The 22,435-nt window shown below is 38.6% G+C and carries 37 protein-coding genes; 1 reads left to right on the forward strand and 36 read right to left on the reverse strand.

Annotation, left to right across the window (positions count from 1 at the left end):
• The 36 genes from BMX83_RS08355 to rpsJ form a co-directional block, all read right to left on the reverse strand.
• Positions 1–286 (reverse strand): transposase (locus BMX83_RS08355; protein ID WP_143059512.1); only part of this gene is annotated, 286 nt, incomplete at its 3' end.
• A 218-nt stretch (positions 287–504) separates the two neighbouring features.
• A complete protein-coding gene (locus BMX83_RS08360) occupies positions 505–1,713 on the reverse strand; it encodes a M23 family metallopeptidase (RefSeq protein WP_245746654.1) in 1,209 nt (402 codons plus the stop codon).
• Positions 1,714–2,062: 349 nt separating this feature from the next.
• The gene (locus tag BMX83_RS08365) at positions 2,063–2,803 is read right to left on the reverse strand and encodes a nucleoside/nucleotide kinase family protein (protein WP_177170552.1); all 741 of its coding nucleotides are present in this window, start codon (positions 2,801–2,803) and stop codon (positions 2,063–2,065) included.
• A gap of 12 nt (positions 2,804–2,815) precedes the next feature.
• On the reverse strand, positions 2,816–3,595 hold the full coding sequence (truA, locus tag BMX83_RS08370; protein ID WP_091635903.1) for a tRNA pseudouridine(38-40) synthase TruA: 780 nt from the start codon (positions 3,593–3,595) through the stop codon (positions 2,816–2,818).
• Between the two features lie 822 nt (positions 3,596–4,417).
• Positions 4,418–5,215: an energy-coupling factor transporter transmembrane component T family protein gene (locus BMX83_RS08375; RefSeq protein ID WP_091635905.1), complete on the reverse strand. Its 798-nt coding sequence runs from the start codon at positions 5,213–5,215 to the stop codon at positions 4,418–4,420.
• Positions 5,212–6,087, reverse strand: a complete 876-nt coding sequence (locus tag BMX83_RS08380) for an energy-coupling factor ABC transporter ATP-binding protein (RefSeq protein ID WP_091635908.1) — start codon at positions 6,085–6,087, stop codon at positions 5,212–5,214. Before BMX83_RS08380 ends, BMX83_RS08375 begins: the two co-directional genes overlap by 4 nt.
• Positions 6,063–6,902 carry an energy-coupling factor ABC transporter ATP-binding protein gene (locus tag BMX83_RS08385; RefSeq protein WP_091635910.1) on the reverse strand — a complete coding sequence of 280 codons (840 nt, stop codon included), beginning with the start codon at positions 6,900–6,902 and terminating at the stop codon, positions 6,063–6,065. The genes BMX83_RS08380 and BMX83_RS08385 overlap by 25 nt, the downstream gene beginning before the upstream one ends.
• A 366-nt stretch (positions 6,903–7,268) precedes the next feature.
• Positions 7,269–7,685, reverse strand: coding sequence for a 50S ribosomal protein L17 (gene rplQ, locus BMX83_RS08390; RefSeq protein WP_091635913.1), 417 nt, complete (start codon positions 7,683–7,685; stop codon positions 7,269–7,271).
• 27 nt (positions 7,686–7,712) lie between these two features.
• On the reverse strand, positions 7,713–8,657 hold the full coding sequence (locus BMX83_RS08395) for a DNA-directed RNA polymerase subunit alpha (protein ID WP_091635916.1): 945 nt from the start codon (positions 8,655–8,657) through the stop codon (positions 7,713–7,715).
• A gap of 69 nt (positions 8,658–8,726) precedes the next feature.
• Positions 8,727–9,125 (reverse strand): 30S ribosomal protein S11, encoded by a 399-nt coding sequence (rpsK, locus tag BMX83_RS08400; protein WP_091635918.1) that lies wholly within the window; start codon positions 9,123–9,125, stop codon positions 8,727–8,729.
• Between the two features lie 29 nt (positions 9,126–9,154).
• Positions 9,155–9,520: a 30S ribosomal protein S13 gene (gene rpsM, locus BMX83_RS08405; RefSeq protein ID WP_091635921.1), complete on the reverse strand. Its 366-nt coding sequence runs from the start codon at positions 9,518–9,520 to the stop codon at positions 9,155–9,157.
• A 24-nt stretch (positions 9,521–9,544) separates the two neighbouring features.
• Complete coding sequence (gene rpmJ, locus BMX83_RS08410) at positions 9,545–9,658, reverse strand: 50S ribosomal protein L36 (RefSeq protein WP_034299928.1); 114 nt, start codon at positions 9,656–9,658, stop codon at positions 9,545–9,547.
• 37 nt (positions 9,659–9,695) lie between these two features.
• Positions 9,696–9,914 (reverse strand): translation initiation factor IF-1, encoded by a 219-nt coding sequence (gene infA, locus BMX83_RS08415; protein WP_034299926.1) that lies wholly within the window; start codon positions 9,912–9,914, stop codon positions 9,696–9,698.
• Between the two features lie 160 nt (positions 9,915–10,074).
• Positions 10,075–10,719: an adenylate kinase gene (locus BMX83_RS08420; RefSeq protein ID WP_091635923.1), complete on the reverse strand. Its 645-nt coding sequence runs from the start codon at positions 10,717–10,719 to the stop codon at positions 10,075–10,077.
• Positions 10,720–10,844: 125 nt separating this feature from the next.
• Positions 10,845–12,143 (reverse strand): preprotein translocase subunit SecY, encoded by a 1,299-nt coding sequence (secY, locus tag BMX83_RS08425; RefSeq protein ID WP_091635926.1) that lies wholly within the window; start codon positions 12,141–12,143, stop codon positions 10,845–10,847.
• A 2-nt stretch (positions 12,144–12,145) separates the two neighbouring features.
• Positions 12,146–12,586, reverse strand: coding sequence for a 50S ribosomal protein L15 (gene rplO / locus BMX83_RS08430; RefSeq protein WP_091635928.1), 441 nt, complete (start codon positions 12,584–12,586; stop codon positions 12,146–12,148).
• A 37-nt stretch (positions 12,587–12,623) separates the two neighbouring features.
• Positions 12,624–12,803, reverse strand: a complete 180-nt coding sequence (gene rpmD / locus BMX83_RS08435) for a 50S ribosomal protein L30 (RefSeq protein ID WP_091635931.1) — start codon at positions 12,801–12,803, stop codon at positions 12,624–12,626.
• A 14-nt stretch (positions 12,804–12,817) separates the two neighbouring features.
• On the reverse strand, positions 12,818–13,321 hold the full coding sequence (rpsE, locus tag BMX83_RS08440; RefSeq protein WP_091635934.1) for a 30S ribosomal protein S5: 504 nt from the start codon (positions 13,319–13,321) through the stop codon (positions 12,818–12,820).
• A gap of 22 nt (positions 13,322–13,343) precedes the next feature.
• Positions 13,344–13,709 carry a 50S ribosomal protein L18 gene (rplR, locus tag BMX83_RS08445; RefSeq protein ID WP_091635937.1) on the reverse strand — a complete coding sequence of 122 codons (366 nt, stop codon included), beginning with the start codon at positions 13,707–13,709 and terminating at the stop codon, positions 13,344–13,346.
• Positions 13,710–13,806: 97 nt separating this feature from the next.
• Positions 13,807–14,343, reverse strand: coding sequence for a 50S ribosomal protein L6 (gene rplF, locus BMX83_RS08450; RefSeq protein WP_091635940.1), 537 nt, complete (start codon positions 14,341–14,343; stop codon positions 13,807–13,809).
• 32 nt (positions 14,344–14,375) lie between these two features.
• Positions 14,376–14,774, reverse strand: coding sequence for a 30S ribosomal protein S8 (gene rpsH / locus BMX83_RS08455; RefSeq protein WP_091635944.1), 399 nt, complete (start codon positions 14,772–14,774; stop codon positions 14,376–14,378).
• Between the two features lie 37 nt (positions 14,775–14,811).
• Positions 14,812–14,997 (reverse strand): type Z 30S ribosomal protein S14, encoded by a 186-nt coding sequence (locus BMX83_RS08460; protein WP_091635946.1) that lies wholly within the window; start codon positions 14,995–14,997, stop codon positions 14,812–14,814.
• A 33-nt stretch (positions 14,998–15,030) separates the two neighbouring features.
• Positions 15,031–15,570: a 50S ribosomal protein L5 gene (gene rplE / locus BMX83_RS08465; protein ID WP_091635949.1), complete on the reverse strand. Its 540-nt coding sequence runs from the start codon at positions 15,568–15,570 to the stop codon at positions 15,031–15,033.
• A gap of 28 nt (positions 15,571–15,598) precedes the next feature.
• Positions 15,599–15,904: a 50S ribosomal protein L24 gene (gene rplX / locus BMX83_RS08470; RefSeq protein ID WP_091635951.1), complete on the reverse strand. Its 306-nt coding sequence runs from the start codon at positions 15,902–15,904 to the stop codon at positions 15,599–15,601.
• Positions 15,905–15,938: 34 nt separating this feature from the next.
• A complete protein-coding gene (rplN, locus tag BMX83_RS08475) occupies positions 15,939–16,307 on the reverse strand; it encodes a 50S ribosomal protein L14 (RefSeq protein WP_091635954.1) in 369 nt (122 codons plus the stop codon).
• 74 nt (positions 16,308–16,381) lie between these two features.
• The gene (gene rpsQ, locus BMX83_RS08480) at positions 16,382–16,645 is read right to left on the reverse strand and encodes a 30S ribosomal protein S17 (protein WP_091635956.1); all 264 of its coding nucleotides are present in this window, start codon (positions 16,643–16,645) and stop codon (positions 16,382–16,384) included.
• A gap of 38 nt (positions 16,646–16,683) precedes the next feature.
• A complete protein-coding gene (gene rpmC / locus BMX83_RS08485) occupies positions 16,684–16,878 on the reverse strand; it encodes a 50S ribosomal protein L29 (RefSeq protein ID WP_091635959.1) in 195 nt (64 codons plus the stop codon).
• Positions 16,868–17,299, reverse strand: a complete 432-nt coding sequence (gene rplP, locus BMX83_RS08490) for a 50S ribosomal protein L16 (protein ID WP_091488864.1) — start codon at positions 17,297–17,299, stop codon at positions 16,868–16,870. Before rplP ends, rpmC begins: the two co-directional genes overlap by 11 nt.
• Before the next feature lie 3 nt (positions 17,300–17,302).
• A complete protein-coding gene (rpsC, locus tag BMX83_RS08495; protein WP_091635962.1) occupies positions 17,303–17,959 on the reverse strand; it encodes a 30S ribosomal protein S3 in 657 nt (218 codons plus the stop codon).
• A gap of 3 nt (positions 17,960–17,962) precedes the next feature.
• Entirely contained in the window at positions 17,963–18,319 is a 357-nt protein-coding gene (rplV, locus tag BMX83_RS08500; protein ID WP_091635965.1) for a 50S ribosomal protein L22, read from the reverse strand.
• 21 nt (positions 18,320–18,340) lie between these two features.
• Entirely contained in the window at positions 18,341–18,616 is a 276-nt protein-coding gene (rpsS, locus tag BMX83_RS08505; RefSeq protein ID WP_091635967.1) for a 30S ribosomal protein S19, read from the reverse strand.
• Positions 18,617–18,663: 47 nt separating this feature from the next.
• A complete protein-coding gene (gene rplB / locus BMX83_RS08510; protein WP_091635969.1) occupies positions 18,664–19,500 on the reverse strand; it encodes a 50S ribosomal protein L2 in 837 nt (278 codons plus the stop codon).
• A 52-nt stretch (positions 19,501–19,552) separates the two neighbouring features.
• Positions 19,553–19,843: a 50S ribosomal protein L23 gene (rplW, locus tag BMX83_RS08515; protein WP_091635971.1), complete on the reverse strand. Its 291-nt coding sequence runs from the start codon at positions 19,841–19,843 to the stop codon at positions 19,553–19,555.
• Entirely contained in the window at positions 19,843–20,466 is a 624-nt protein-coding gene (rplD, locus tag BMX83_RS08520; RefSeq protein WP_091635974.1) for a 50S ribosomal protein L4, read from the reverse strand. Before rplD ends, rplW begins: the two co-directional genes overlap by 1 nt.
• A gap of 26 nt (positions 20,467–20,492) precedes the next feature.
• A complete protein-coding gene (gene rplC, locus BMX83_RS08525; RefSeq protein ID WP_091635982.1) occupies positions 20,493–21,128 on the reverse strand; it encodes a 50S ribosomal protein L3 in 636 nt (211 codons plus the stop codon).
• Between the two features lie 31 nt (positions 21,129–21,159).
• Entirely contained in the window at positions 21,160–21,468 is a 309-nt protein-coding gene (rpsJ, locus tag BMX83_RS08530) for a 30S ribosomal protein S10 (RefSeq protein ID WP_091635976.1), read from the reverse strand.
• 380 nt (positions 21,469–21,848) lie between these two features.
• On the opposite strand from rpsJ, the gene BMX83_RS08535 reads away from it, so the two are divergent.
• On the forward strand, positions 21,849–22,435 hold a 587-nt coding region (locus BMX83_RS08535), incomplete at its 3' end, for a helix-turn-helix domain-containing protein (protein ID WP_143059513.1).

Raw genomic sequence — 22,435 nt, forward strand, 5'->3', positions numbered from 1 at the left:
AAAGAGCAGGATTGTTCACGTCAAGTGCGATAGCGAGATCTTGATAGGACACTTCTGTAGTTAAGTATAACTCTACCGCATCTCTCTTGAATTGAACAGAATAACTCTTAATTTGACGACTGCGTTTCAAACTTTCTTTTCCCATTGCTTTATAACTAGCTACCCATTTTTGAATAGTTGTTTTACTGGATATCCCATATTTGTTGGCAAGGAATAAATATCCTCCTCTTTGATTTAAATAATCTTGAACGATTTTCATTTTTAACTCATAGCTATATTTAGCCATAAAAATACCCCCAAAAGTTAGAATTTTTAGGTCTAACTTTTGGGGGTCGGCTCAATTTTTCCCAGCCTTTTTTTTATAGTATTTTATTACATAATGCAGTATCTGTTGCTAGGTTATACTTCAAAAAACATACTCGTAATATACATTTTTTCTTCAATTATAAAGATACACTACGAAATCTTTTTTCCTCTTCTACCATTACTGATATATAGATAGACTTATTTGATAAAATCCATAGGATCGATTGTTGCTCCATCCTTCCTTACTTCAAAGTGTAAGTGCACACCTGTTGAACGTCCCGTTGTCCCCATAATACCAAGCTGTTGTCCTTGAGAAACACTTTGCCCTGGGGCGACACTCAAGTTGGCTTGCATGTGGGCATAGAGTGTAGAATAGCCATCTCCATGGTCTATGATAACAGAATAGCCATAGGTATCAGAAAACTCTGCCGATGTCACCGTCCCAGCACGTGAGGCAACAATAGCCCCCCCTCCTGCAATGTCTGTTCCAGCATGTAAGGAATCTTTTTCTCCTGTTACAGGATGCACTCTATACCCATAAGATGATGATATTCTCCCACTGGCTGGTCTTATCCATCCTTCTGTATCTACTGAGGACGTATTGGCATCTTGCGTATCTTTCTTCTGCTTTTCCGTATCTTTTTCTTTTGCTTCCTTCTCACTTTTTTCTTTTGCTAAACGCTCGTTTTTTTCACTTTCTTCTTTGAAAATCCGTTGCTTATTAGCTTCCATTTCTTTATCCAAATGACTTGTACGTTCCATTATACTATCTTTTTCTGTAAACAATTCTTCTTGCTCTTCATCAGACATTTCAAACTCTTTGGTCATCTGAATAATTTTATCATCCAATTCATTTCTCTGACTGATTACATCTGCACGTCCACTTTCAATTTCAGCTTCTATCTTAGCTAACTCTTCCTGCTCATATTCCATATTCTCCATAGCCTTTTTTAATTCACTCTGCGTTGTTTCCTGCTCAAACATGACTTGCCGCTGAGTAGACGCTAACTCATTTGCATCACTCAATTCTTTAAACATGTTTGATATGCTATCTGTAGACATAATTATTTCAATGAAGCTAACCGACTCAGCGTCTGTCTGACTTGCCTGATTGTCGGATAAAATCACAGCATCGTAATCTTCTAATTGTTTCTCTAATTCAGTAATTTTTTGCTCGTACGTTTCAATTTCATCTATAATTCTATCTCTATTTTCCTCGTCTTCAGTTATTTCTATAATATAGTCATCAATTTTCGCTTGTGTCTGAGAGACGTCTTCTTCAAGTAACTCCAAAGGCTTACTTTCTGAATCTTCAGAATTTTCTAACGCTTCTGCTTCCGTTAGATGCAGCATCGATCCTGCGAACATTAATATTGTAATCAATGATATTGTCATTTTTTTGTTCAACTAAAGGTCCCCATTCTTTAATAATAATCTAAGCCTATTATTTCATGCTTAAGTGCCCTACATATTTAACCATAGTGTTATTTAAATTATTTCTTTCGTTCGCTCGAATAAGTATAGCATACATTCTACAATGAAAATATTTAGTTTATGTAACAAAATAAACGTTAATCGTTATATTTTTGTATTAAAATGACAAATGATTAACTGTTTTTACTTAATTATTTATTTTAAAAAGAGCGTTCCTTATAGCAGAAATATAAACTAAAGAGTAGGTAAGACAAGCATATCTTTGCTTCTTCTGCTTGCCTTACCTACTCTTTATCGTTTCTATATTCAGTTTTTTTAACTTTTAAGTACACTTAAAATACCCTTTATCCGTAAGATTCAACCTTAAATCAGCTGGTAAAGACTCAGTTAATACTAACTCAGCATTCACTTTATCTGTTTGTTTATAATGGTTGAGTGCCTCGCTAAAAGTTCCCCCGCCTAACTGCTTTCTTTTAATTAAACGTTGTTTTAGCTTTTCAAGCTTTGCCTCAATAAAGACGGTGTAGTCAGCATAGTCCTTTAATGTACGCCAGCCTTCTTTATCCAGGAGTAAATAATTTCCTTCAATTAAAACAATATCTGCATCCACTTTACTTGTCTTTTTTGAAATATCGTGAAGCGTTCGATCATAATTTGGCCAGTTAACTGAATCTTTAGTTTTAAGTTCTGCTATTTTCCTATTTAATGCGTATATATTAAATGATTCGGGAATTCCTTTATATTTTTTCAACGGTACGTCTTCATTATTTTTTGTAATCGTGTGGGCCCTCAAATAGGCATTATCATAATGGAAGCCATCCATCGATATAGATTGAAATGTAAAGGTACTCTCTTTTTCATCAAATAGTTCTTTTAAAAATAAGGTGAGTGTTGTTTTACCGGCTCCTGGTGGTGCAGCTAAAAAGACAATAAGCCGTTCCATTTTTTCTTCTCTTAATTTTATAAGGGTTTGGAGAAAGGGCTCAAAAATAGTTTCAACTTCATTTCCATTAAAGAAAACTTCTATTATATGTCCTGTAACGTTGTATTCTTTTTTTATCACCAGCTATTCCTCCTATTCAAATCCTGGTATATCTTTAAGGGTATAATAAACCTCTTCCATACAAAGTCCAACCGGTGAGGCTGTTGGACCCGCTGACTCACGCTCTTTTTTTGCAATAATTGTCGTAATTTCCTCAGGTTCTCGCCTTCCATCCGCTACTTGGAGTAGTGTCCCTATTATGATACGAATCATGTTATATAAGAAGCCATTCCCTGTAAATGTAAAAATCCATTCGCCAGTCTCCTCATTCACTTCCACTGAAGCCTTATAAATAGTTCGAATTTTGTCTTCTTTATCTGAATGTGTTGAGGCAAAACTTGTGAAATCATGTGTTCCTGTAAGTCGTTCAAGTGCATGTTCGACTTTAGCTTTATTCATAGGGTAGCGGTGGTGGTAGCTGTAATGCCTTAAGAAGGGATCTTTGAATCGGTTATTATGCACGCGATAAGAATACTTTTTTCCCTTAGCCATATAACGCGCATGGAATGAATCATCAACGCGTATAAGATTTGATATGGTTATCTCAGCTGTTGTTTTGGCATTCATTCCTATCATTAACCCCTCGGGATCAATTTCAAATGGAAAATCAAAGTGAATAATCTGACCTCGAGAGTGCACACCGGCATCAGTGCGTCCAGCCCCATGCACACGAACCTTTACGCCTTTAGCTAATTCCGCTAGTGCTCTTTCTAATTCTCCTTGTACCGTTCGCTGATCAGGCTGAACTTGGAAGCCTGAGAACTGCGTGCCATCATACATAATTACTGCCTTATATCTTAAGCCTTTTGCCATTTTAATCTTCCTTTTCCTGTTCATTAAACTATTTTTCTCTATGTACCCTCTTTTTTATTTATGTAATATTCGGCTTGAATCGAATTAAGATGTATTATATCTACTTATATACGCTGTGGTACCTACTTCATACCACTTTATACAGTGCGCTGAGTTTGCTGATGTAGCACTTACTTCATACCACTCAACTATATAGTGCGCTGAGTTTGCCGATGTAGCACCTACTTCATACCACTCAGATCTACTGTGTGCTGAGTTTGCTGATGTAGCACTTACTTCATACCACTCAACTATATAGTATGCTGAGTTGGCCGATGTAGGGCTTACTTCATACCACTCAACTATATAGTGCGCTGAGTTGGCCGATATAGGCCCTACTTCATACCACTCAAATCTATCGTGCGCTGAGTTTGCCGATGTAGGACTTACTTCATACCACTCAACTATATAGTGCGTTGAGTTTGCCGATTTAGCACCTACTTCATACCACTCAAATCTACTGTGTGCTGAGTTTGCTGATGTAGCACTTACTTCATACCACTCAACTATATAGTATGCTGAGTTGGCTGATACAGGACTTACTTCATACCACTCAAATCTACTGTGTGCTGAGTTTGCCGATGTAGCACCTACTTCATACCACTCAAATCTACTGTGTGCTGAGTTTGCCGATTTAGCACCTTCTTCATACCACTCATTTATAAAGTGCGTTGGAGTGGACTTAAAAAGGTGCTTCAGGAAGAAGTCCCACTAAAAAGACACTTTCTTCTTTGGAGGCAAAAGGAAAAGGATAAAGATTTTTTTAATCTTTATCCCTCTACATTAAGTTCTTAATATAAATAATACAACGGAGAGCGCTGCAAAGGCAAGCATTACAGCAGTATCTCGTCCTTCCCAGGATAGCTGTCGATATTTCGTTCGCCCTTCGCCACCTTTATAACCACGTGCTTCCATAGCAGTAGCTAATTCCTCTGCTCTATTAAATGAACTGACAAATAATGGTATTAGCAAAGGCACAATTGATTTCATCTGCTGGTAAATATTTCCTTCACCAAAATCAATACCACGGGCTCTTTGGGCGTTCATAATTTTTTCTGTCTCATCCATCAACGTCGGAACAAAGCGTAAAGCGATTGACAACATCAACGCAATTTCATGAACTGGCATTCTTATAGCAGCAAATGGTCGTAATAAAAACTCGATTGCGTCCGTTAAAGAAAGCGGCATGGTTGTCAATGTTAAAATCGTTGACATGAAAATAATTAGGACAAAGCGAAGAAAAATAAATACACCATTCAGTACACCTTCTTGGGAAATAACAATAGGGCCAAATCTAAGCCAAATGGTCTGTCCACTAGTGAAAAGAATTTGCAAGATAACTGTAAACAGTATGAGCCATATAAGTGGTTTAACTCCATTAATGAAAAATTTAGGATTGATTTGCGTTAATTTAACAGCTGTTAGCACAAAAATAACTAAGGCTGCATAAGATATCCAGTTATTCGCTAGAAAAATGATGATTATAAACCAGATTGCTCCAAGTAATTTCGTACGTGGATCCAGCCTATGAATTAGAGAGTCTCCGGGGATATAACGTCCGAAAATTAATTTATCCATCATGCTAAATCACCCCCATTAGAAGGGAGTCTGTCAATAATTTGCTCAGCTAATTCATCTGTTGTGAGTGGCAGTGACTCAAATGTCCATTGAAACTTCTCTTCTAATTCATGGGCAAATTTAACTGTAGAAGGAACGCCCAGTTGCATACTTGCCAACCAACCGGCTTCTTTGAATATTTCTCTCGGATGTCCTTCTTTCATGACTGTACCTTTTTCAAGAACAATCATGTGATCCGAATAAGCCGCTACATCATCCATCTGGTGTGTAACCAGAATAATTGTTAGACCTTTATTTTTATATAAATTATAAAACATTATCATGATTTCTTTGCGTCCTTGTGGGTCTAGACCAGCTGTTGGTTCATCTAATACCAACACCTCAGGTTCTAACGCTAAAACACCTGCAATAGCAACACGTCGCATCTGTCCACCAGATAAGTCAAATGGTGACCGCTCCATAAAAGTTTCATCTAAACCAACTAAAGGGAGTAGTTCACGCGCTTTTTCCAGCCCTTCTTCTTCCGTTGCCCCGAAATTTTTAGGACCAAAGGCAATATCTTTACCAACTGTTTCTTCAAATAATTGTGCTTCAGGAAATTGAAAGACGATTCCCACTTTTTTACGTAAAGATTTAAGTCCTTTATTATCAGATAGGTTAGTAATAACACGATCACCTATAGTTACAGTTCCTTCAGTCGGCTTCTTTAATGCATTCAGATGCTGTAGCACTGTTGACTTTCCACTACCTGTGTGACCGACAATCGATGTAAATGAGCCATCTTTAATCGATAGATCAATATCATAAATAGCTTTACTTTCAAATGGTGTACCCTTCTGGTAGGTATACCCTACTTCTTGGAAACGGATGTCCATAGCCAGTCCACCATCCCTTCTTCAGTTAAATAATTATCCGGCACTTCAAGCCCTTGATTTTTTAAAGAAGATTTTAAACGTTCTGGGAAGGGGAGATCCAGTCCCATCTCCACAAGTTGCTCGCCATAAGAAAAAATCATTTCAGGAGAGCCTTCTTGAATCATTTGTCCATCTTTCATAACCAATACTCTAGTGGCGGCGGCGGCTTCATCAATGTCATGTGTGATGGATAAAACGGATAAGTTTTCTTCTTCTTTGACTTCTTTCACCGTACGAAGAACCTCTTCTCGTCCTTGTGGATCCAACATACTGGTTGCCTCATCTAAAATCATGATAGCTGGGCGTAAAGCCACAATTCCAGCAATAGCTACGCGCTGTTTTTGACCGCCTGATAAGCGAGCAGGTTCTCTTTCGGCAAACTCAAGCATATTCACCTTGTCCAAGGCGGTACGTACACGCTCAATCATATCTTCACGTGGTACACCTAAGTTTTCAAGTCCAAAGGCAACATCATCCTGAACTGTAGACCCAACAAACTGATTATCTGGATTTTGAAACACCATGCCAACCATTTCACGTATAGACCAGACATTTTTTTCATTTAGCATTAATCCGCCTACTTGAACATCTCCACTGTCGGGTTCAATGAGCCCATTAATTGTTTTGGCTAAAGTAGACTTACCAGAGCCGTTTGGTCCAATAATAGCTACCCATTCCCCTTGTTTTATAGAAAATGAAACATCCTGTAAGGCAGGACGCTGATCTTCGTCATCATATTTATATGTTATATTATCTAAACGTATAATTTCAGTCATGATTTACCTCTACTTCTTTATTCAGCCTCAAGCTTTTATTTTAATAATTGTAAGTTGTCTTGACAGTTAGTCAACAGTACAAGATTACCAAAAACGCCTTGATATAACAATAGCAAAGAACTTTGAAACCCCTTGCAGTAAAGATTCTTTTGATAACCCTTAAGCAAAATGCGTATCTATATAACTCTACTTTCTCTATGTACGATATTATTATTATTTATACAAAAAAACACTTCATGATATATGGTGCTTCTCCTGAGGTAGCCCCAGGAGAAACTGAGCTAGACACTTGAAAGAAAATCTTTCATCATCATAACGCTCATCATACATCCAAAGTGGTTTTGGTTATAGTTTATTAAACTTTAATTATTCAGCGTCTTCATCTTCTGAAACAACTGTTTTTTCTACTAATTCCAAAACAGCCATTGGTGCTCCGTCTCCACGACGAGGTCCCATTTTCAAGACACGTGTGTATCCTCCATTGCGTTCTGCAAAACGAGGAGCAATGTCGCTAAATAGTTTTTGTAATACTGTTTGTACTATGATTTCGTCTTCAGTCTCTGATACAGTTGCCAATTCGTTACGAACAAAAGTAGCAGCTTGACGACGAGCATGTAGGTCTCCACGTTTTCCTAATGTAATCATTTTGTCTGCAATAGAAGAAACTTCTTTTGCACGAGTTACAGTTGTCACAATACGTTCGTTGATTAATAAATCAGATACCAAGTCACGAAGCATTGCTTTACGTTGAGAGCTAACACGTCCTAATTTACGATAAGCCATTGGTCGAAATCCTCCTTAAACTACAAATTATTCTTCTTCGCGTAAGCTTAAATCTAGCTCGCCAAGTTTTAGTTTTACTTCTTCAAGTGATTTACGTCCCAAATTACGGACTTTCATCATTTCTGGTTCAGTTTTATTTGTTAATTCTTGAACAGTGTTTATTCCAGCACGTTTAAGACAGTTATAAGAGCGCACAGATAGATCTAACTCTTCGATAGTCATCTCAAGCATTTTTTCCATTTGTGTTTCTTCTTTTTCGACCATTATCTCTGCTTCACGAGCTTCTTCTGTTAAGTTAACAAATATATTTAAATGTTCAGTCATTATCTTAGCGGCAAGACTGACACCATCTTCTGGAGAAATTGATCCATCTGTCCATACGTCAAGCGTTAACTTGTCATACTGTTCTTTTTCTCCAACACGTGTATTTTCGACATGGTAATTCACACGGCTGATCGGGGTATATATCGAGTCAACTGGTAATACACCAATCGGCATATCATCGTGTTTGTTGTGTTCAGCACGTACGTATCCTCTGCCTTTTTGAGCTTCCATACGAGCATGGAAATGTCCACCTTCAGAGACTGTACAAATGTATAAATCGGGATTCATTATCTCAACATCACTGTCAAAAATAATATCAGCTGCTGTAACAGTAGCTGGTCCTTCAATATCAATTTCAATGGTTTTTGTATCTTCAGAATACAATTTTAGTGCAAGTTTTTTCAAATTTAAAATGATGGCAGTGACGTCTTCAACAACACCATCAATCGCAGTGAATTCATGCAAGACACCATCGATCTGTAAAGTTGTGACGGCTGCACCTGGCAAAGATGACAAAAGAATTCGACGTAGGGAATTCCCTAGAGTTGTACCGTATCCACGCTCTAGCGGTTCAACGACAAACTTCCCGAATTTTCCATCTTCACTGATCTCAACTGTTTCTATTACCGGCTTTTCAATTTCGATCATATAATCCGTTTACCCCTTTCAAAACGTTAATCCACGCTATCTCAAAAACATCATCTATAATAGTTATTATTATACGCGACGACGTTTTGGAGGACGGCAACCGTTATGTGGTACCGGTGTTACGTCACGAATTGCAGTGACTTCTAGTCCTGTAGCTTGTAATGAACGGATTGCAGCTTCACGTCCAGATCCAGGTCCTTTTACAGAAACCTCGATTGTTTTCATGCCGTTTTCCATTCCAACTTTTGCAGCAGCTTCAGCAGCCATTTGAGCAGCAAAAGGAGTAGATTTACGAGAACCTCTAAATCCTAGTGCACCTGCAGAAGACCAGGAAATTGCGTTCCCATGTACATCTGTTATCATTACGATTGTATTATTGAATGTTGAACGGATATGTGCTACTCCATGTTCAATATTCTTTTTCACTCTACGCTTACGATTACGAGCGGGTCTTTTTACTTTAGCCATTCGTCGATTGACCTCCTAACTTTAGGTAATTATTTTTTCTTGCCGGCAATAGCTACTGCTCTGCCTTTACGCGTGCGCGCATTGTTCTTTGTGTTCTGTCCACGTACTGGTAAACCACGACGGTGACGGATGCCACGGTATGATCCAATTTCAGTCAAACGTTTAATGTTTTGGCGAACTTCACGACGAAGATCTCCTTCAATTTTACGTTTGTCTACTTCAGCACGGACTGCATCTAATTGATCGTTTGTTAATTCACGGACACGAATTTCTTCTGGAACTTCTGCAGCTGCTAAAATTTCTTGAGCTGTCGTTTTGCCAATTCCATAAATATAAGTTAAAGAAATAACGATATGTTTGTCACGTGGAATATCTACACCTGCTATACGAGCCATGTCTATGCACCTCCTGTTTTAAAATTATCCTTGACGTTGTTTGTGCTTAGGATTTTCGCAAATAACCATTACTCGGCCATTACGACGGATCACTTTACACTTATCACACATTTTTTTTACTGATGGTCTTACTTTCATGATCTTTCCCTCCTCGATTTCTTCCGGAGTCCTAAGTTTATTTAAATCGATACGTAATGCGCCCACGTGTTAAATCATATGGAGACATTTCAACCGTTACCTTATCCCCAGGCAGAATCCGGATGTAATTCATACGAATTTTGCCAGAAACGTGTGCTAGAATTTCGTGACCATTTTCAAGTTCTACTTTGAACATTGCATTGGGTAACGTTTCTAGGACGGTTCCTTCAATCTCTATAACATCGTCTTTTGCCACGCCTGGTTTCCTCCTTTGATATCTCACTTTTGTACGCATGAATAGAGTGAAAGCTCTAGGCCTCACTTTATTTTATGCTCTAATATTGATTTTGACGCTCGTACTATTATATCATGCATACTTAACCATTGCAAGGATTTATCATAAATCACCGGACTACTTAATTTAAACTATTAACAATGTCCGAAAATACTTGTTTTGGACTTTGTTCCCCATCAATCTCTCGTACGAGATTTAACTCACTGTAATGTTTTGCTAACTTTTCGGTTTGCTCTTCATTTACATTAATACGATTTTCAACAGTTTCTGGTTTGTCATCTTCTCTTTGGTAAAAATCATGCGAACCACACTTATCACATGTTCCCTCCACTTTAGGTGGGTTGGTTACTTTGTGATAGGTTGCGCCACAATTAGAACACATAAAACGACCAGTCAAACGTTCCATTAAAATATCTTTAGGTACTTTAATATATATAACTTGATCTAGTCTTCTATTTGTAGAAGACAGAGCCTGTTGAAGAGCTTGTGCTTGATTCAATGTACGTGGGTAGCCATCTAGAAGAAAACCACTTTTGGCATCTTTTTCTAAAAGACGCTCTTTAACTATACCATTTGTAACATCATCCGGTACAAGCTCGCCTGCATCCATGTACTGTTTAGCTTTCAAGCCTAGTTCTGTTTTATTTTTCATAGCTGATCGAAACATATCTCCGGTTGAGATATGAGGAATGTTGTACTTTTCCGAAATACGAGAAGCTTGTGTTCCCTTACCAGCTCCAGGAAGACCTAATAGGATCAAATTCATCATATTTCCTCCTTATTATTTTTTACTTGTTTCATCTAATAAAATGGAAAAAAGATCGATTTACCCACCAGAATCATTTACATTGATTTACGGGCAAATCGTCTTCATTCTAATTAAATAGTCGCTTACAAGCGTTGAATGAAACCTTGGTAGCTCTTCTTACTCAATAAACCTTCCAATTGCCTCATAGCATCAAGTGACACACCAACTACGATGAGTAAACTTGTACCTCCGAGAGCAAGTGAACCAGGCAGATTAAATAAAGCAGAAGCAATAATTGGAAGCAATGAGATCGTTCCTAAATAAATGGCTCCCACGGTACTTAAACGAACGAGCATGTACCCAATGTATTCTTCAGTTGCTCGTCCAGGACGAATACTAGGGATGTATCCATTTTGTTTCTGTAAATTCTCAGCCGCTTTTTCAGGGTTAACCTGAATGAAAGCATAGAAATACGTGAACAAGACGATAAGTACTGTGTATAAAACAGCTCCTGCTGGCTCTTGTAGATTAAATATACTATTTAATACTTGGTACCAACCGGCATCCTGATTCCCTTGGGCGAAATACCCTAGAATAATTTGTGGTGTCATAAGAAATGAACTAGCAAAAATTACTGGTATAACTCCAGCCGAGTTCACTTTCAATGGTAAAACAGCACTATCCTTGGTTGTGTTTGCACGTTTAGAGTAACGTACAGGTATATTACGTTTTGCATTTTCTACAAAAGTAACAAGTAACACCAACAAGATGAATACAACAACGATTGCTATTGCAAGAGACCATGCTCCAACAATTTCATCGCCAGCATTTCTGATTTGTGTGTTATAAAATTGCATAATATCTTGAGGAAAACGTGCTACGATCCCCGAGAAGATAATGAAAGATACACCATTACCGAAACCATGAACAGTAATCATTTCACCTAGCCACATGACAAGCATGGTTCCTGCTGTCAATATGATCGCAATTGTTATATATGTTGTTGGGCCCGGATCACGAACCAAACCTAGACCTGTTAAAGCGTTGAAACCATAAGAAATACCGATAGCCTGGAAAAATGCTAAGAAAATCGTTAAATAGCGTGTAGCTTGATTTAACTTACGACGACCCACTTCTCCCTGTTCAGACCATTCTTTGAACTTCGGAATCACATCCATCTGTAAAAGTTGAATGACAATTGATGAAGTAATGTAAGGCGAAACACCTAAAGCAAATATTGAATAGCTGCTCAAGGCTCCACCACCAAATGTATCTAACAAGTTGAACAATCCGGTACTGGACAAGTCACCTAGAGAATCAGCGTTTACGCCGGGAACGGTTAAATGTGTTCCTAGACGAAAAACGACTAATATTCCAAGAGTGAACAGTACACGATTACGAACATCTTTTTCTTTAATAACACCTTTTATCAGCTCGATCATCCTTAGATCACCTCTACTGATCCACCGGCAGCTTCGATCGCTTCTTTAGCTGCTGAAGAAAACTTGTTAGCTTTCACAGTAAGTTTGTGATCAATGTTTCCTTTCGCCAAAACCTTAATACCGGATTTTTTGTTCTTGATTACTCCTGTTTCAACAAGAACATCTGGAGTAACTTCTGTACCTTCTTCAAATCGGTTTAATGTATCCAAATTAACAATGTCGAATTCTTTGCGGTTGTAGTTTGTGAAACCACGTTTAGGTAATGTTTGGAATAGTGGTGTTTGTCCACCTTCGAAACCTAAACGAACTCTACCACCTGAACGCGCTTTTTGTCCTTTTTGTCCACGACCAGCTGTTTTTCCGTTACCAGAAGAAGACCCACGACCAACACGGTTACGTGATTTACGTGATCCTTCTGCGGCTTTTAATTCATGAAGTTTCATAAATCTTGGCACCTCCTTTAGTTAGACTTTTTGCTCACTAGACTTCTTTAACATCTACTAAATGAGCGATGTGTTTAATTGCTCCTCGTACTGCTTCATTATCAGGTCTTACAACAGATGAGTTCATCTTTTTAAGACCTAATGATTTAACTACTTGATGTTGGTTTTGAGGACGACCAATTAAACTGCGTTTTAATGTTATTTCCAAGTTTTTCATTGTGTCATCTCTCCTTATCCAAGTAATTCTTCTACAGATTTTCCACGAAGCTTCGCTACGTCTTCTGCACGTTTCATTTGATTAATTCCGTCAATAGTTGCACGAATCATATTGATTGGTGAACTAGATCCAACAGACTTAGAAGAAACGTCTTGTACGCCGGCTAATTCTAGAATCGCACGTACTGGACCACCAGCAGAAACTCCAGAACCAGCTGTAGCAGGTTTAAGGATAATATTACCGCCACCGTGACGTCCTACGACTTGGTGTGGTAGTGTTGTCCCAACAAGGGGTACTTCTACTAAGTTAGTCTTAGCTGCTTCTATCGCTTTACGGATTGCTTCTGGTACTTCTTGAGCTTTACCTGTACCAAAACCAACGTGTCCGTTTCTATCGCCTACTACTACTAAAGCAGCAAAACGTAAACGACGTCCACCTTTAACAACCTTTGTTACACGATTGATTTCAACTACGCGATCTTCAATATCTAATTTAGATGCATCGATATGAGTTGCCATATACTGTTATTCCTCCTTTTCTCTAGAATGATAGTCCGTTTTCACGAGCTGCGTCAGCTAATGCTTTAACACGTCCGTGATATTGATATCCTCCACGGTCAAATACAACGACTGAAAGGTCCTTGTCTTTAGCACGTTTAGCAATCAATGTTCCTACTGCAGCAGCTTCTTCAACTTTCGAATCTCCTGAGACGTCAGTATCTAAGGAAGATGCACTTGCGAGCGTTACACCCTCTACATCATCAATTAATTGAGCGTAGATGTTTGTGTTTGAACGAAAAACACTCAAACGTGGGCGCTCAGCAGTACCAGAAAGATTTCTGCGAATGCGTTTATGTCTTTTCCTACGTAATTTGTTTTTATCTGGTTTTGTAATCACAATTGTCACCTCTTTTTTGAATTCTCATATATATGAGATAGTCAGGTTTGAATAAAAAGATAGTACAACATTATAACATATAGTTATGGTGTTGTTTATCTTCTTATTATTTACCTGTTTTACCTTCTTTACGACGTACGTTTTCGCCTCTATAGCGAATACCTTTACCTTTATATGGCTCAGGTGGGCGTACGGCACGAACATTAGCAGCTAAAGCTCCAACATGTTCTTTGTTAGCACCTTTAATTGAAATAACAGTGTTTGATGGAACGTCAACTGTTAGACCTTCAACAGCTTCGAATTCAACTGGGTGTGATAGTCCAACGTTTACGACTAATTTGTCACCTTGTTTTTGTGCACGGTAACCAACACCATTCAATTCAAGTACTTTTTCAAAGCCAACAGTAACACCTTTTACCATGTTATTCACAATAGCACGTGTAGTACCGTGGATCGTACGACTAGATTTTGATTCATTAGGACGTTCAAACGTCATTTGGTTATCTTCAACTTTAACATCAATAATAGGGCTGATTTCACGGCTCAATTCTCCGTTTTTCCCTTTAACTGTAATCACGTTTCCATCGATGTTTACATCAACACCTTCAGGAATTGTAATTGGTTGTTTTCCGATACGGCTCAAAGTCCGGCACCTCCTTCATCTTTCTTAGCTGATTACCAAACGTATGCGAGGACTTCTCCCCCGATATTTTTAGCACGAGCTGTTTTATCTGTTACAACACCTTCTGATGTAGATACTAAAGCTATTCCTAGCCCGTTCAATACTTTAGGCATTTCTTCTGCGTTGACATACACGCGCAATCCTGGTTTTGAAATACGTTTCACACCTGTGATAACACGTTCATTGTTTTGACCATATTTCAAGGAAATACGAACAATGCCTTGTTTGTCGTCTTTCACAAATTCAACATCCTTAACGAAACCTTCTGATTTCAGGATGTCGGCCATACCTTTTTTTAAGTTAGAAGCAGGAATTTCAACTTTCGTATGACGTGCATTATTTGCATTACGGATACGAGTTAAGAAATCTGCGATTGGATCTGTCATGACCATTCGTTGTAGCCTCCTTTACGGCAAGTTTTCGTTTATTTTACCAGCTTGCTTTTTTCAAGCCTGGAATTTCGCCTTTATAAGCAAGCTCACGCAAGCAAATACGGCATAATTTAAATTTTTGGTATACAGCATGCGGACGTCCACAACGTTGACAGCGGGTATACTCACGTGTCGAAAACTTGGCTGGTTTTTTATTTTTAGCAATCATTGATTTTTTAGCCATTTTTACAATTACCCTCCTAATAGGTAGTCTAGGTTATTTCTGGAACGGCATTCCCATTTGTCCAAGTAATTCACGTGCTTCTTCGTCAGTATTAGCGGATGTAACTATTACGATATCCATTCCGCGTACTTTGTCTACATCGTCATACTCAACTTCAGGGAAAATCAGTTGCTCTTTAACTCCTAGCGTGTAGTTTCCACGTCCGTCGAAAGCGTTCTTGCTAACACCACGGAAGTCACGTACACGAGGTAATGAAACAGTTACTAATTTATCTAAAAAGTCATACATACGATTTCCGCGTAAAGTTACTTTAGTGCCGATTGGCATACCTTCACGTAAACGGAATGCAGCGATAGATTTTTTTGCACGAGTGACAACAGGTTTTTGTCCAGAAATTAATGTTAATTCTTCTACTGCTTTATCTAAGTTTTTAGTGTTTGAAACAGCTTCACCAACACCCATGTTGATAACAATCTTTTCAACTCTTGGTGCTTGCATTATTGAACTGTAATCAAATTTTTCAACCATTGATTTACGTACATCATTGTTATATTTTTCTTTGAGGCGTGTCATTATGAATGCCCTCCTTTCCTACTTTAGATTAAAGTGCTTCGCCAGATTTTTTAGCGTAGCGAACTTTTTTACCATCTTCTTCTTTATAACCTACACGAGTAGGTTCATTTGAACTTGGATCAATCAATTGAACATTAGAAACGTGAATTGGTGCTTCTTTCTCAACAATTCCGCCTTCTTGTCCCATACCAGTAGGACGGGTATGTTTTTTCATGATGTTAAGTCCTTCAACTATTACTTTGCTTTGTTTTGGCATAGCAGCTAAAATTGTGCCCTCTTTGCCTTTGTCTTTACCAGCAATTACTTTGACTTTGTCTCCTGTTTTTACAAACATTCTCTAGCGCACCTCCTTATGACGTTTATCGGAATTATAATACTTCCGGAGCTAACGAAACAATTCTCATAAAGTCATTCTCACGTAATTCACGAGCAACTGGTCCGAAGATACGTGTTCCACGTGGTGCTTTGTCTTCACGAATAATTACACATGCATTTTCATCAAATTTAATATAAGAACCATCTGGACGTCTAGCACCAGATTTAGTACGGACGATTACTGCACGAGCAACGTCCCCTTTTTTAACAACGCCGCCTGGTGTTGCATGTTTTACAGTAACAACTACTTCGTCACCAATGTTAGCGTATCGAGCGCCTGCGCCACCTAAAACTTTAATAACTAGTACTTCACGTGCACCAGAGTTATCAGCGACTTTCATACGACTTTCTGTTTGAATCACGTTAGGATCCTCCTTTCAAACTCACGATAAAGCTTCCTTTATCGTTGTGTAGCTCCCGGTTACCCGGATTTTGTTTATAATACTACTGATTCTTCAACCACTTCTAATAAACGGAAACGTTTATCTTTTGACAATGGTCGAGTTTCCATGATTTTAACAATATCGCCCATTTTAGCTGTATTGTTTTCGTCATGTGCTTTGAATTTAGTTGAGTATTTGATACGTTTTTTGTATTTAGGGTGTTGTTTTTGTGTCGCGATTTCAACAACGATGGTTTTATCCATTTTGTCTGAAGTCACTTTACCTTGATATACTTTACGATCGTTACGTTCAGCCATTTTTTAGCCTCCTTTAAATAAGCTATTAGTTTATTGCTTTACTGAGCCATTTCAGCTTGTCGCAAAACAGTTTTAACACGCGCGATATTTTTACGTACCTCACTGATACGTGCGGTGTTTTCTAATTGTCCAGTAGCTAATTGAAAGCGTAAGTTAAATAGCTCTTCTTTAAACTCTGCTTCTTTTTCAATTAATTCAGTAGTGGATAAGCTTTTTAATTCATTAGCCTTCATTTGAGTCACCACTTTCTTCACGAGTTACTACTCTAGTTCTAACCGGTAGTTTGTGTGAAGCTAAACGCAAGGCTTCGCGAGCGACTTCTTCAGATACGCCACCGATTTCAAACATGATTTTACCACGTTTAACTGGGGCTACCCAGCTCTCAGGAGCTCCTTTACCAGAACCCATACGAACACCAATTGCCTTAGCCGACACTGGTTTATGAGGGAAGATTTTAATCCATACTTTCCCACCACGTTTCATATAACGAGTCATCGCTATACGAGCTGATTCGATTTGTCTACTTGTGATCCATACAGAATCAATTGCTTGTAATCCATATTGACCATATGCTATTTCTTTGCCGCCTTTTGCTTCTCCACGCATTTTACCACGGAATTCACGACGGTGTTTTACACGTTTTGGTACTAACATTGATTATTTCCCTCCTTTCTTGTCTTCCTTTACTTCAGGAAGAATTTCTCCTTTATAGATCCATACTTTAACTCCGATTTTACCGTATGTTGTATCGGCTTCTTCGTTAGCATAGTCGATATCTGCACGAATTGTATGCAATGGAACGGATCCTTCTGCAAAACTTTCATTACGAGCAATATCTGCACCATTCAATCGGCCAGCTACCATTGTACGAATACCTTTTGCGCCTGAACGCATTGTACGTTGGATTGCTTGTTTTTGTGCACGACGGAATGAAATACGGTTCTCTAATTGTTCAGCGATACTTTTAGCCACTAATGTAGCATCCATATCTGGACGTTTGATCTCAACGATATTAACGTGAACACGTTTACCCGTTAGATTGTTCAGTCCATTTCTTAAAGAGTCAACTTCTGATCCACCTTTACCAATGACCATTCCTGGTTTAGCAGTATGAATAGATATGTTGATTCTGTTTGCTGCACGTTCAATTTCCACACGAGAAATAGAGGCATCACTTAGCTTTTTAGCAATGTACTCACGAACAGCAAGGTCTTCATGTAATTTTTCAGCAAAATCTTTTTCTGCGTACCATTTAGCGTCCCAATCTTGAATGACGCCAACACGCATACCATGAGGATTTATTTTTTGTCCCACTAATTACCCCTCCTTCTTCTCTGATACCACTACAGTAATGTGGCTTGTTCGTTTGTTTATACGTGAAGCTGCGCCTTTAGCACGTGGACGGAACCTTTTTAAGGTTGCTCCCTCATTAACATAGGCTTCGCTTACGACTAATTCTTCAATATCCATATCGTAATTATGTTCAGCATTTGCAATTGCTGACATTAAAACTTTTTCTACCGCTTCCGCTGCTCCTCTGTTAGTGAAGCGAAGGATAGAAATAGCTTCTGCAGCACTTTTCCCTCTGATGGTATCAACAACCATACGTGTTTTACGTGGTGCGATGCGAACCATGCGAGCAGTTGCCTTTGCTGCTGTTACTGTTTCTGCCATGAATGTATCCTCCCTTCGCTATTAACGTTTCGTTGTGCGGTCGCCTTTTGCGTGTCCGCGATACGTTCTTGTTGGTGCAAATTCACCTAGTTTGTGTCCGACCATATCTTCTTGAACATAAACTGGTACATGCTTTCTTCCATCATATACGGCAATGGTATAACCTACAAAGTTCGGAAAGATAGTTGAACGACGTGACCAAGTTTTAATTACACGTTTATTGTTGTCATCCATCTCGCGAACTTTTTTCATCAAGTGATCATCGACGAAAGGTCCTTTTTTCAAACTACGGCTCATGTATTGCCCTCCTCTTGGGGTTTTCCCATATTATTACTTTTTAGACTTTATTTTTTCTTTTTACGACTACGTACAATAAGTTTATCTGAACGGTTATGTCCTTTACGGGTAATTTTACCAAGTGTTGGTTTACCCCATGGTGACATTGGACTTGGACGACCGATTGGCGCTCTACCTTCACCACCACCGTGCGGGTGATCGTTAGGGTTCATTACAGAACCACGAACTGTCGGACGTTTACCTAGCCATCTGTTACGTCCAGCTTTACCAATATTAATCAATTCATGCTGTTCGTTACCGACGGTTCCAACTGTTGCGCGACAGCTTGATAGAATCAAACGTGTTTCGCCTGAGCTCAACTTAACAAGTGCATATTTACCTTCTTTACCTAACACTTGAGCTGAAGTTCCAGCAGAACGGACTAATTGTCCACCTTTACCAGGTTTCATTTCAATATTGTGTACGAATGTACCAATCGGCATATTTGTTAATGGTAGTGCATTCCCTACTTTGATATCTACGTCAGTACCTGAATAAATACTTGTACCTACTTCAATCCCTTTAGGTGAAAGAATGTAAGTTTTTGTTCCATCCTCATATTGTACCAATGAAATGTTTGCGGAACGGTTTGGATCGTATTCAACAGATTTAACAATACCGCGAACGCCATCTTTTTGACGTTTAAAGTCGATTACACGATATTTATGCTTGTGGCCTCCGCCTTGATGACGGACAGTGATTTTACCAGCATTGTTACGTCCAGCACGTTTAGGGTTTGGTCTCAACAAACTTTTTTCTGGTTTGTTAGTCGTGATTTCAGCAAAATCTGACCCTGTCATGTTACGACGTCCATTTGTGGTAGCTTTGTATGTCTTAATTGCCACGTTATTCCCCTCCTTGTTTAACTAGTTTTCATGAATCATAATTTAGATATTTTTATTCTTCTTCGCCGAATAATTGAATATCACTTGAATCAGCTGAAAGAGTCACGATTGCTTTTTTACGTTTTTTAGTGTGACCTTCATAGCGTCCCATGCGTTTTGGCTTAGGAGCTGTGTTGATAACGTTAACCTTATCAACTTTAACATCGAATAATTCTTCGACAGATTTTTTAATATGAATTTTTTTAGCGCGAACATTTACTTCAAACGTATACTTTTTGTTATCCATAGCGTACATAGAAGCTTCTGTAATGATCGGGCGTAGAATTACGTCTCGTGCATCCATTATTGAAGAGCCCCCTCTACTTTATCCAGAGCAGTCTTCGTCAAGATGAGTGAGTCATGTGCAACGACATCAAGCACGGATACATTGTTAGGAGTAACAACTTTAACTCCAGGTATATTTCGTGCAGATAGTTTTGCAAACTCATTGTCATCTTCCAAAACAACTAATGCTTTTTTACCAGCGTTTAGGTTATTGAGCACAGCTCTGAATTCTTTCGTTTTTGGTGCGTCGAAGCTTAAACCGTCTAATACTATGACATCTTCACTGATAGCCTTAGCGGATAGTACAGATTTAATAGCTAAACGACGTACTTTTCTTGGTAATTTATATGAATATGAACGCGGTGTCGGTCCGAAGACTGTTCCACCTCCACGCCATTGTGGTGAACGGATAGAACCTTGACGGGCACGACCGGTACCTTTTTGGCGCCATGGTTTGCGTCCTCCGCCACGTACTGCGCTACGGTTTTTTACTGCGTGTGTTCCTTGTCTTAATGACGCACGCTGCATAGTGATCGCATCAAAAATAACTGCTTCATTTGGTTCGATTCCAAATATTGCATCGTTTAATGTCACATCACCATTCTGCGTTCCGTCTTGTTTAAATAACGTTACTGTTGGCATTATGCTAGTCCTCCCTTCCTACTATATTACTTGTTTGCTTTTTCTGCAGATTGAATTCGGATCAATGATTTTTTAGATCCTGGTACATTACCTTTAATTAATAGTACATTGCGCTCTGTATCCACGCGTACGATTTCAAGGTTTTGTACAGTTACTTGATCTCCACCCATACGGCCAGCTAATTTTTTACCTTTGAATACGCGGCCAGGATGTGTAGCCATACCCATTGCACCAGGACGACGGTGATAACGAGATCCGTGAGTTTCAGGTCCACGGCTTTGTCCGTGACGTTTGATAACCCCTTGGAATCCTTTACCTTTAGAAGTCCCTGTAACATCAACGATGTCACCTTCTGCAAATGTGTCTACTTTAATTTCGTTCCCAACTTTGACGTCCCCTAGCTCAGCATCTCGTAATTCCTTAATGAAGCGCTTAGGAGCCGTGTTAGCTTTTTTAACATGACCTTGTGCTGGTTTGTTAGATAAAACTTCACGTTTATCTTCATACCCTAATTGCACAGCATTGTAACCATCTGTTTCAGCAGTTTTAACTTGTAAAACCGTATTAGGCTGAACTTCGATTACTGTAACAGGTAATAATTCTCCTGCATCGCTGAAAATTTGAGTCATTCCAACTTTTTTTCCTAAGATTCCCTTGGTCATGAGTACACCTCCGTTATATGATAGTTTTTTATTATAATTTAATTTCAATATCTACACCTGATGGTAAATCAAGTTTAGTTAACGCATCGACAGTTTTCGCTGTTGGATTCAAGATATCCACTAAACGTTTGTGTGTGCGCATTTCGAATTGTTCGCGTGAGTCTTTATATTTATGTGGTGAACGGATTACAGTAAATAATTTACGTTCAGTAGGCAATGGAATTGGTCCAGATACATCTGCCCCAGTTCTTTTTGCTGTTTCCACAATTTTGTCTGCTGATTGATCAAGTACGCGATGTTCGTAAGCTTTCAAACGAATACGTATTTTTTGTTTTGCCATGTTTTTCCCTCCTTCGCTTATTTAAGAAATAAACCTAGCTCCACGAAAATTTCCAACACCCCTCCATGGCAATGCATCCGGGTGTGTCACAACCTCTCGCTTCCTAGCCTCGCCTCTTTGGAATACCCTCATCTACTAAGTGATGCGCTAAACCTTGTTGGCATGCACTTTCACCTTGAAAATGAACGTTTTCCTCAGACACCTTAACTAGTATACAGACAATAACTTATATAATCAAGCACTTTTCTTTCTTTTTTTCAAATATAGAGAATAGGTGTGTTGTAAAATGAATTGCAACACTAATTAAATTCTGAAAATACAAAAAGACATGAAGATTCGTTATACTTAAATCACCACAAAATAAGCAAAGGAGAATCTTCATGTCCACAGATAATTATAGCACAAATAAGACTCAATCATTTACTCATTTAGATTTTAAAGAAAGACAGCTAATAGAAAAATGGTTAAATGAAGATATTAGTAAAGCAGAAATAGGCAGACGCCTTGGGCGTAACCGCTCCACAATCCATAGAGAAATTAATCGGGGCACAGTAGAACAAATCAAGCAGATCAATGGCTATAATAAGAAAGTCACTGTGTACTATTCAGATTCCGGTCAATCTGTTTATGAAAATCGACGTTTAAAGTGTGTCCGCAAAAAGATTGTCTCTTTCTCGAGCGCGTTCTTCTCTGCGCTGGAAGATGCCTTCACTAAAGGATTGTTTAAAGGTAAACAGCGGCTCTACAACATAAAGACGTTTATAGCTCTTTATAGAAAAAAGCATCCTGTAGAGAGTATACCTACGTTTAAAACCATCTATTCTTATATACGTCAAGGTCTATTGTCTATCAAACCCCATGACTTACCTGTCATGTATCGTTTAAAACCAAGAAAAAACCATCACAGTAACCCTAAAGGCAAAAACAAAAGAATCCTAGGCACCAGCATCACCGATCGTCCACAGGA

This window comes from Alkalibacterium gilvum, assembly GCF_900109085.1.
Taxonomy (GTDB): Bacteria; Bacillota; Bacilli; order Lactobacillales; family Carnobacteriaceae_A; genus Alkalibacterium; species Alkalibacterium gilvum.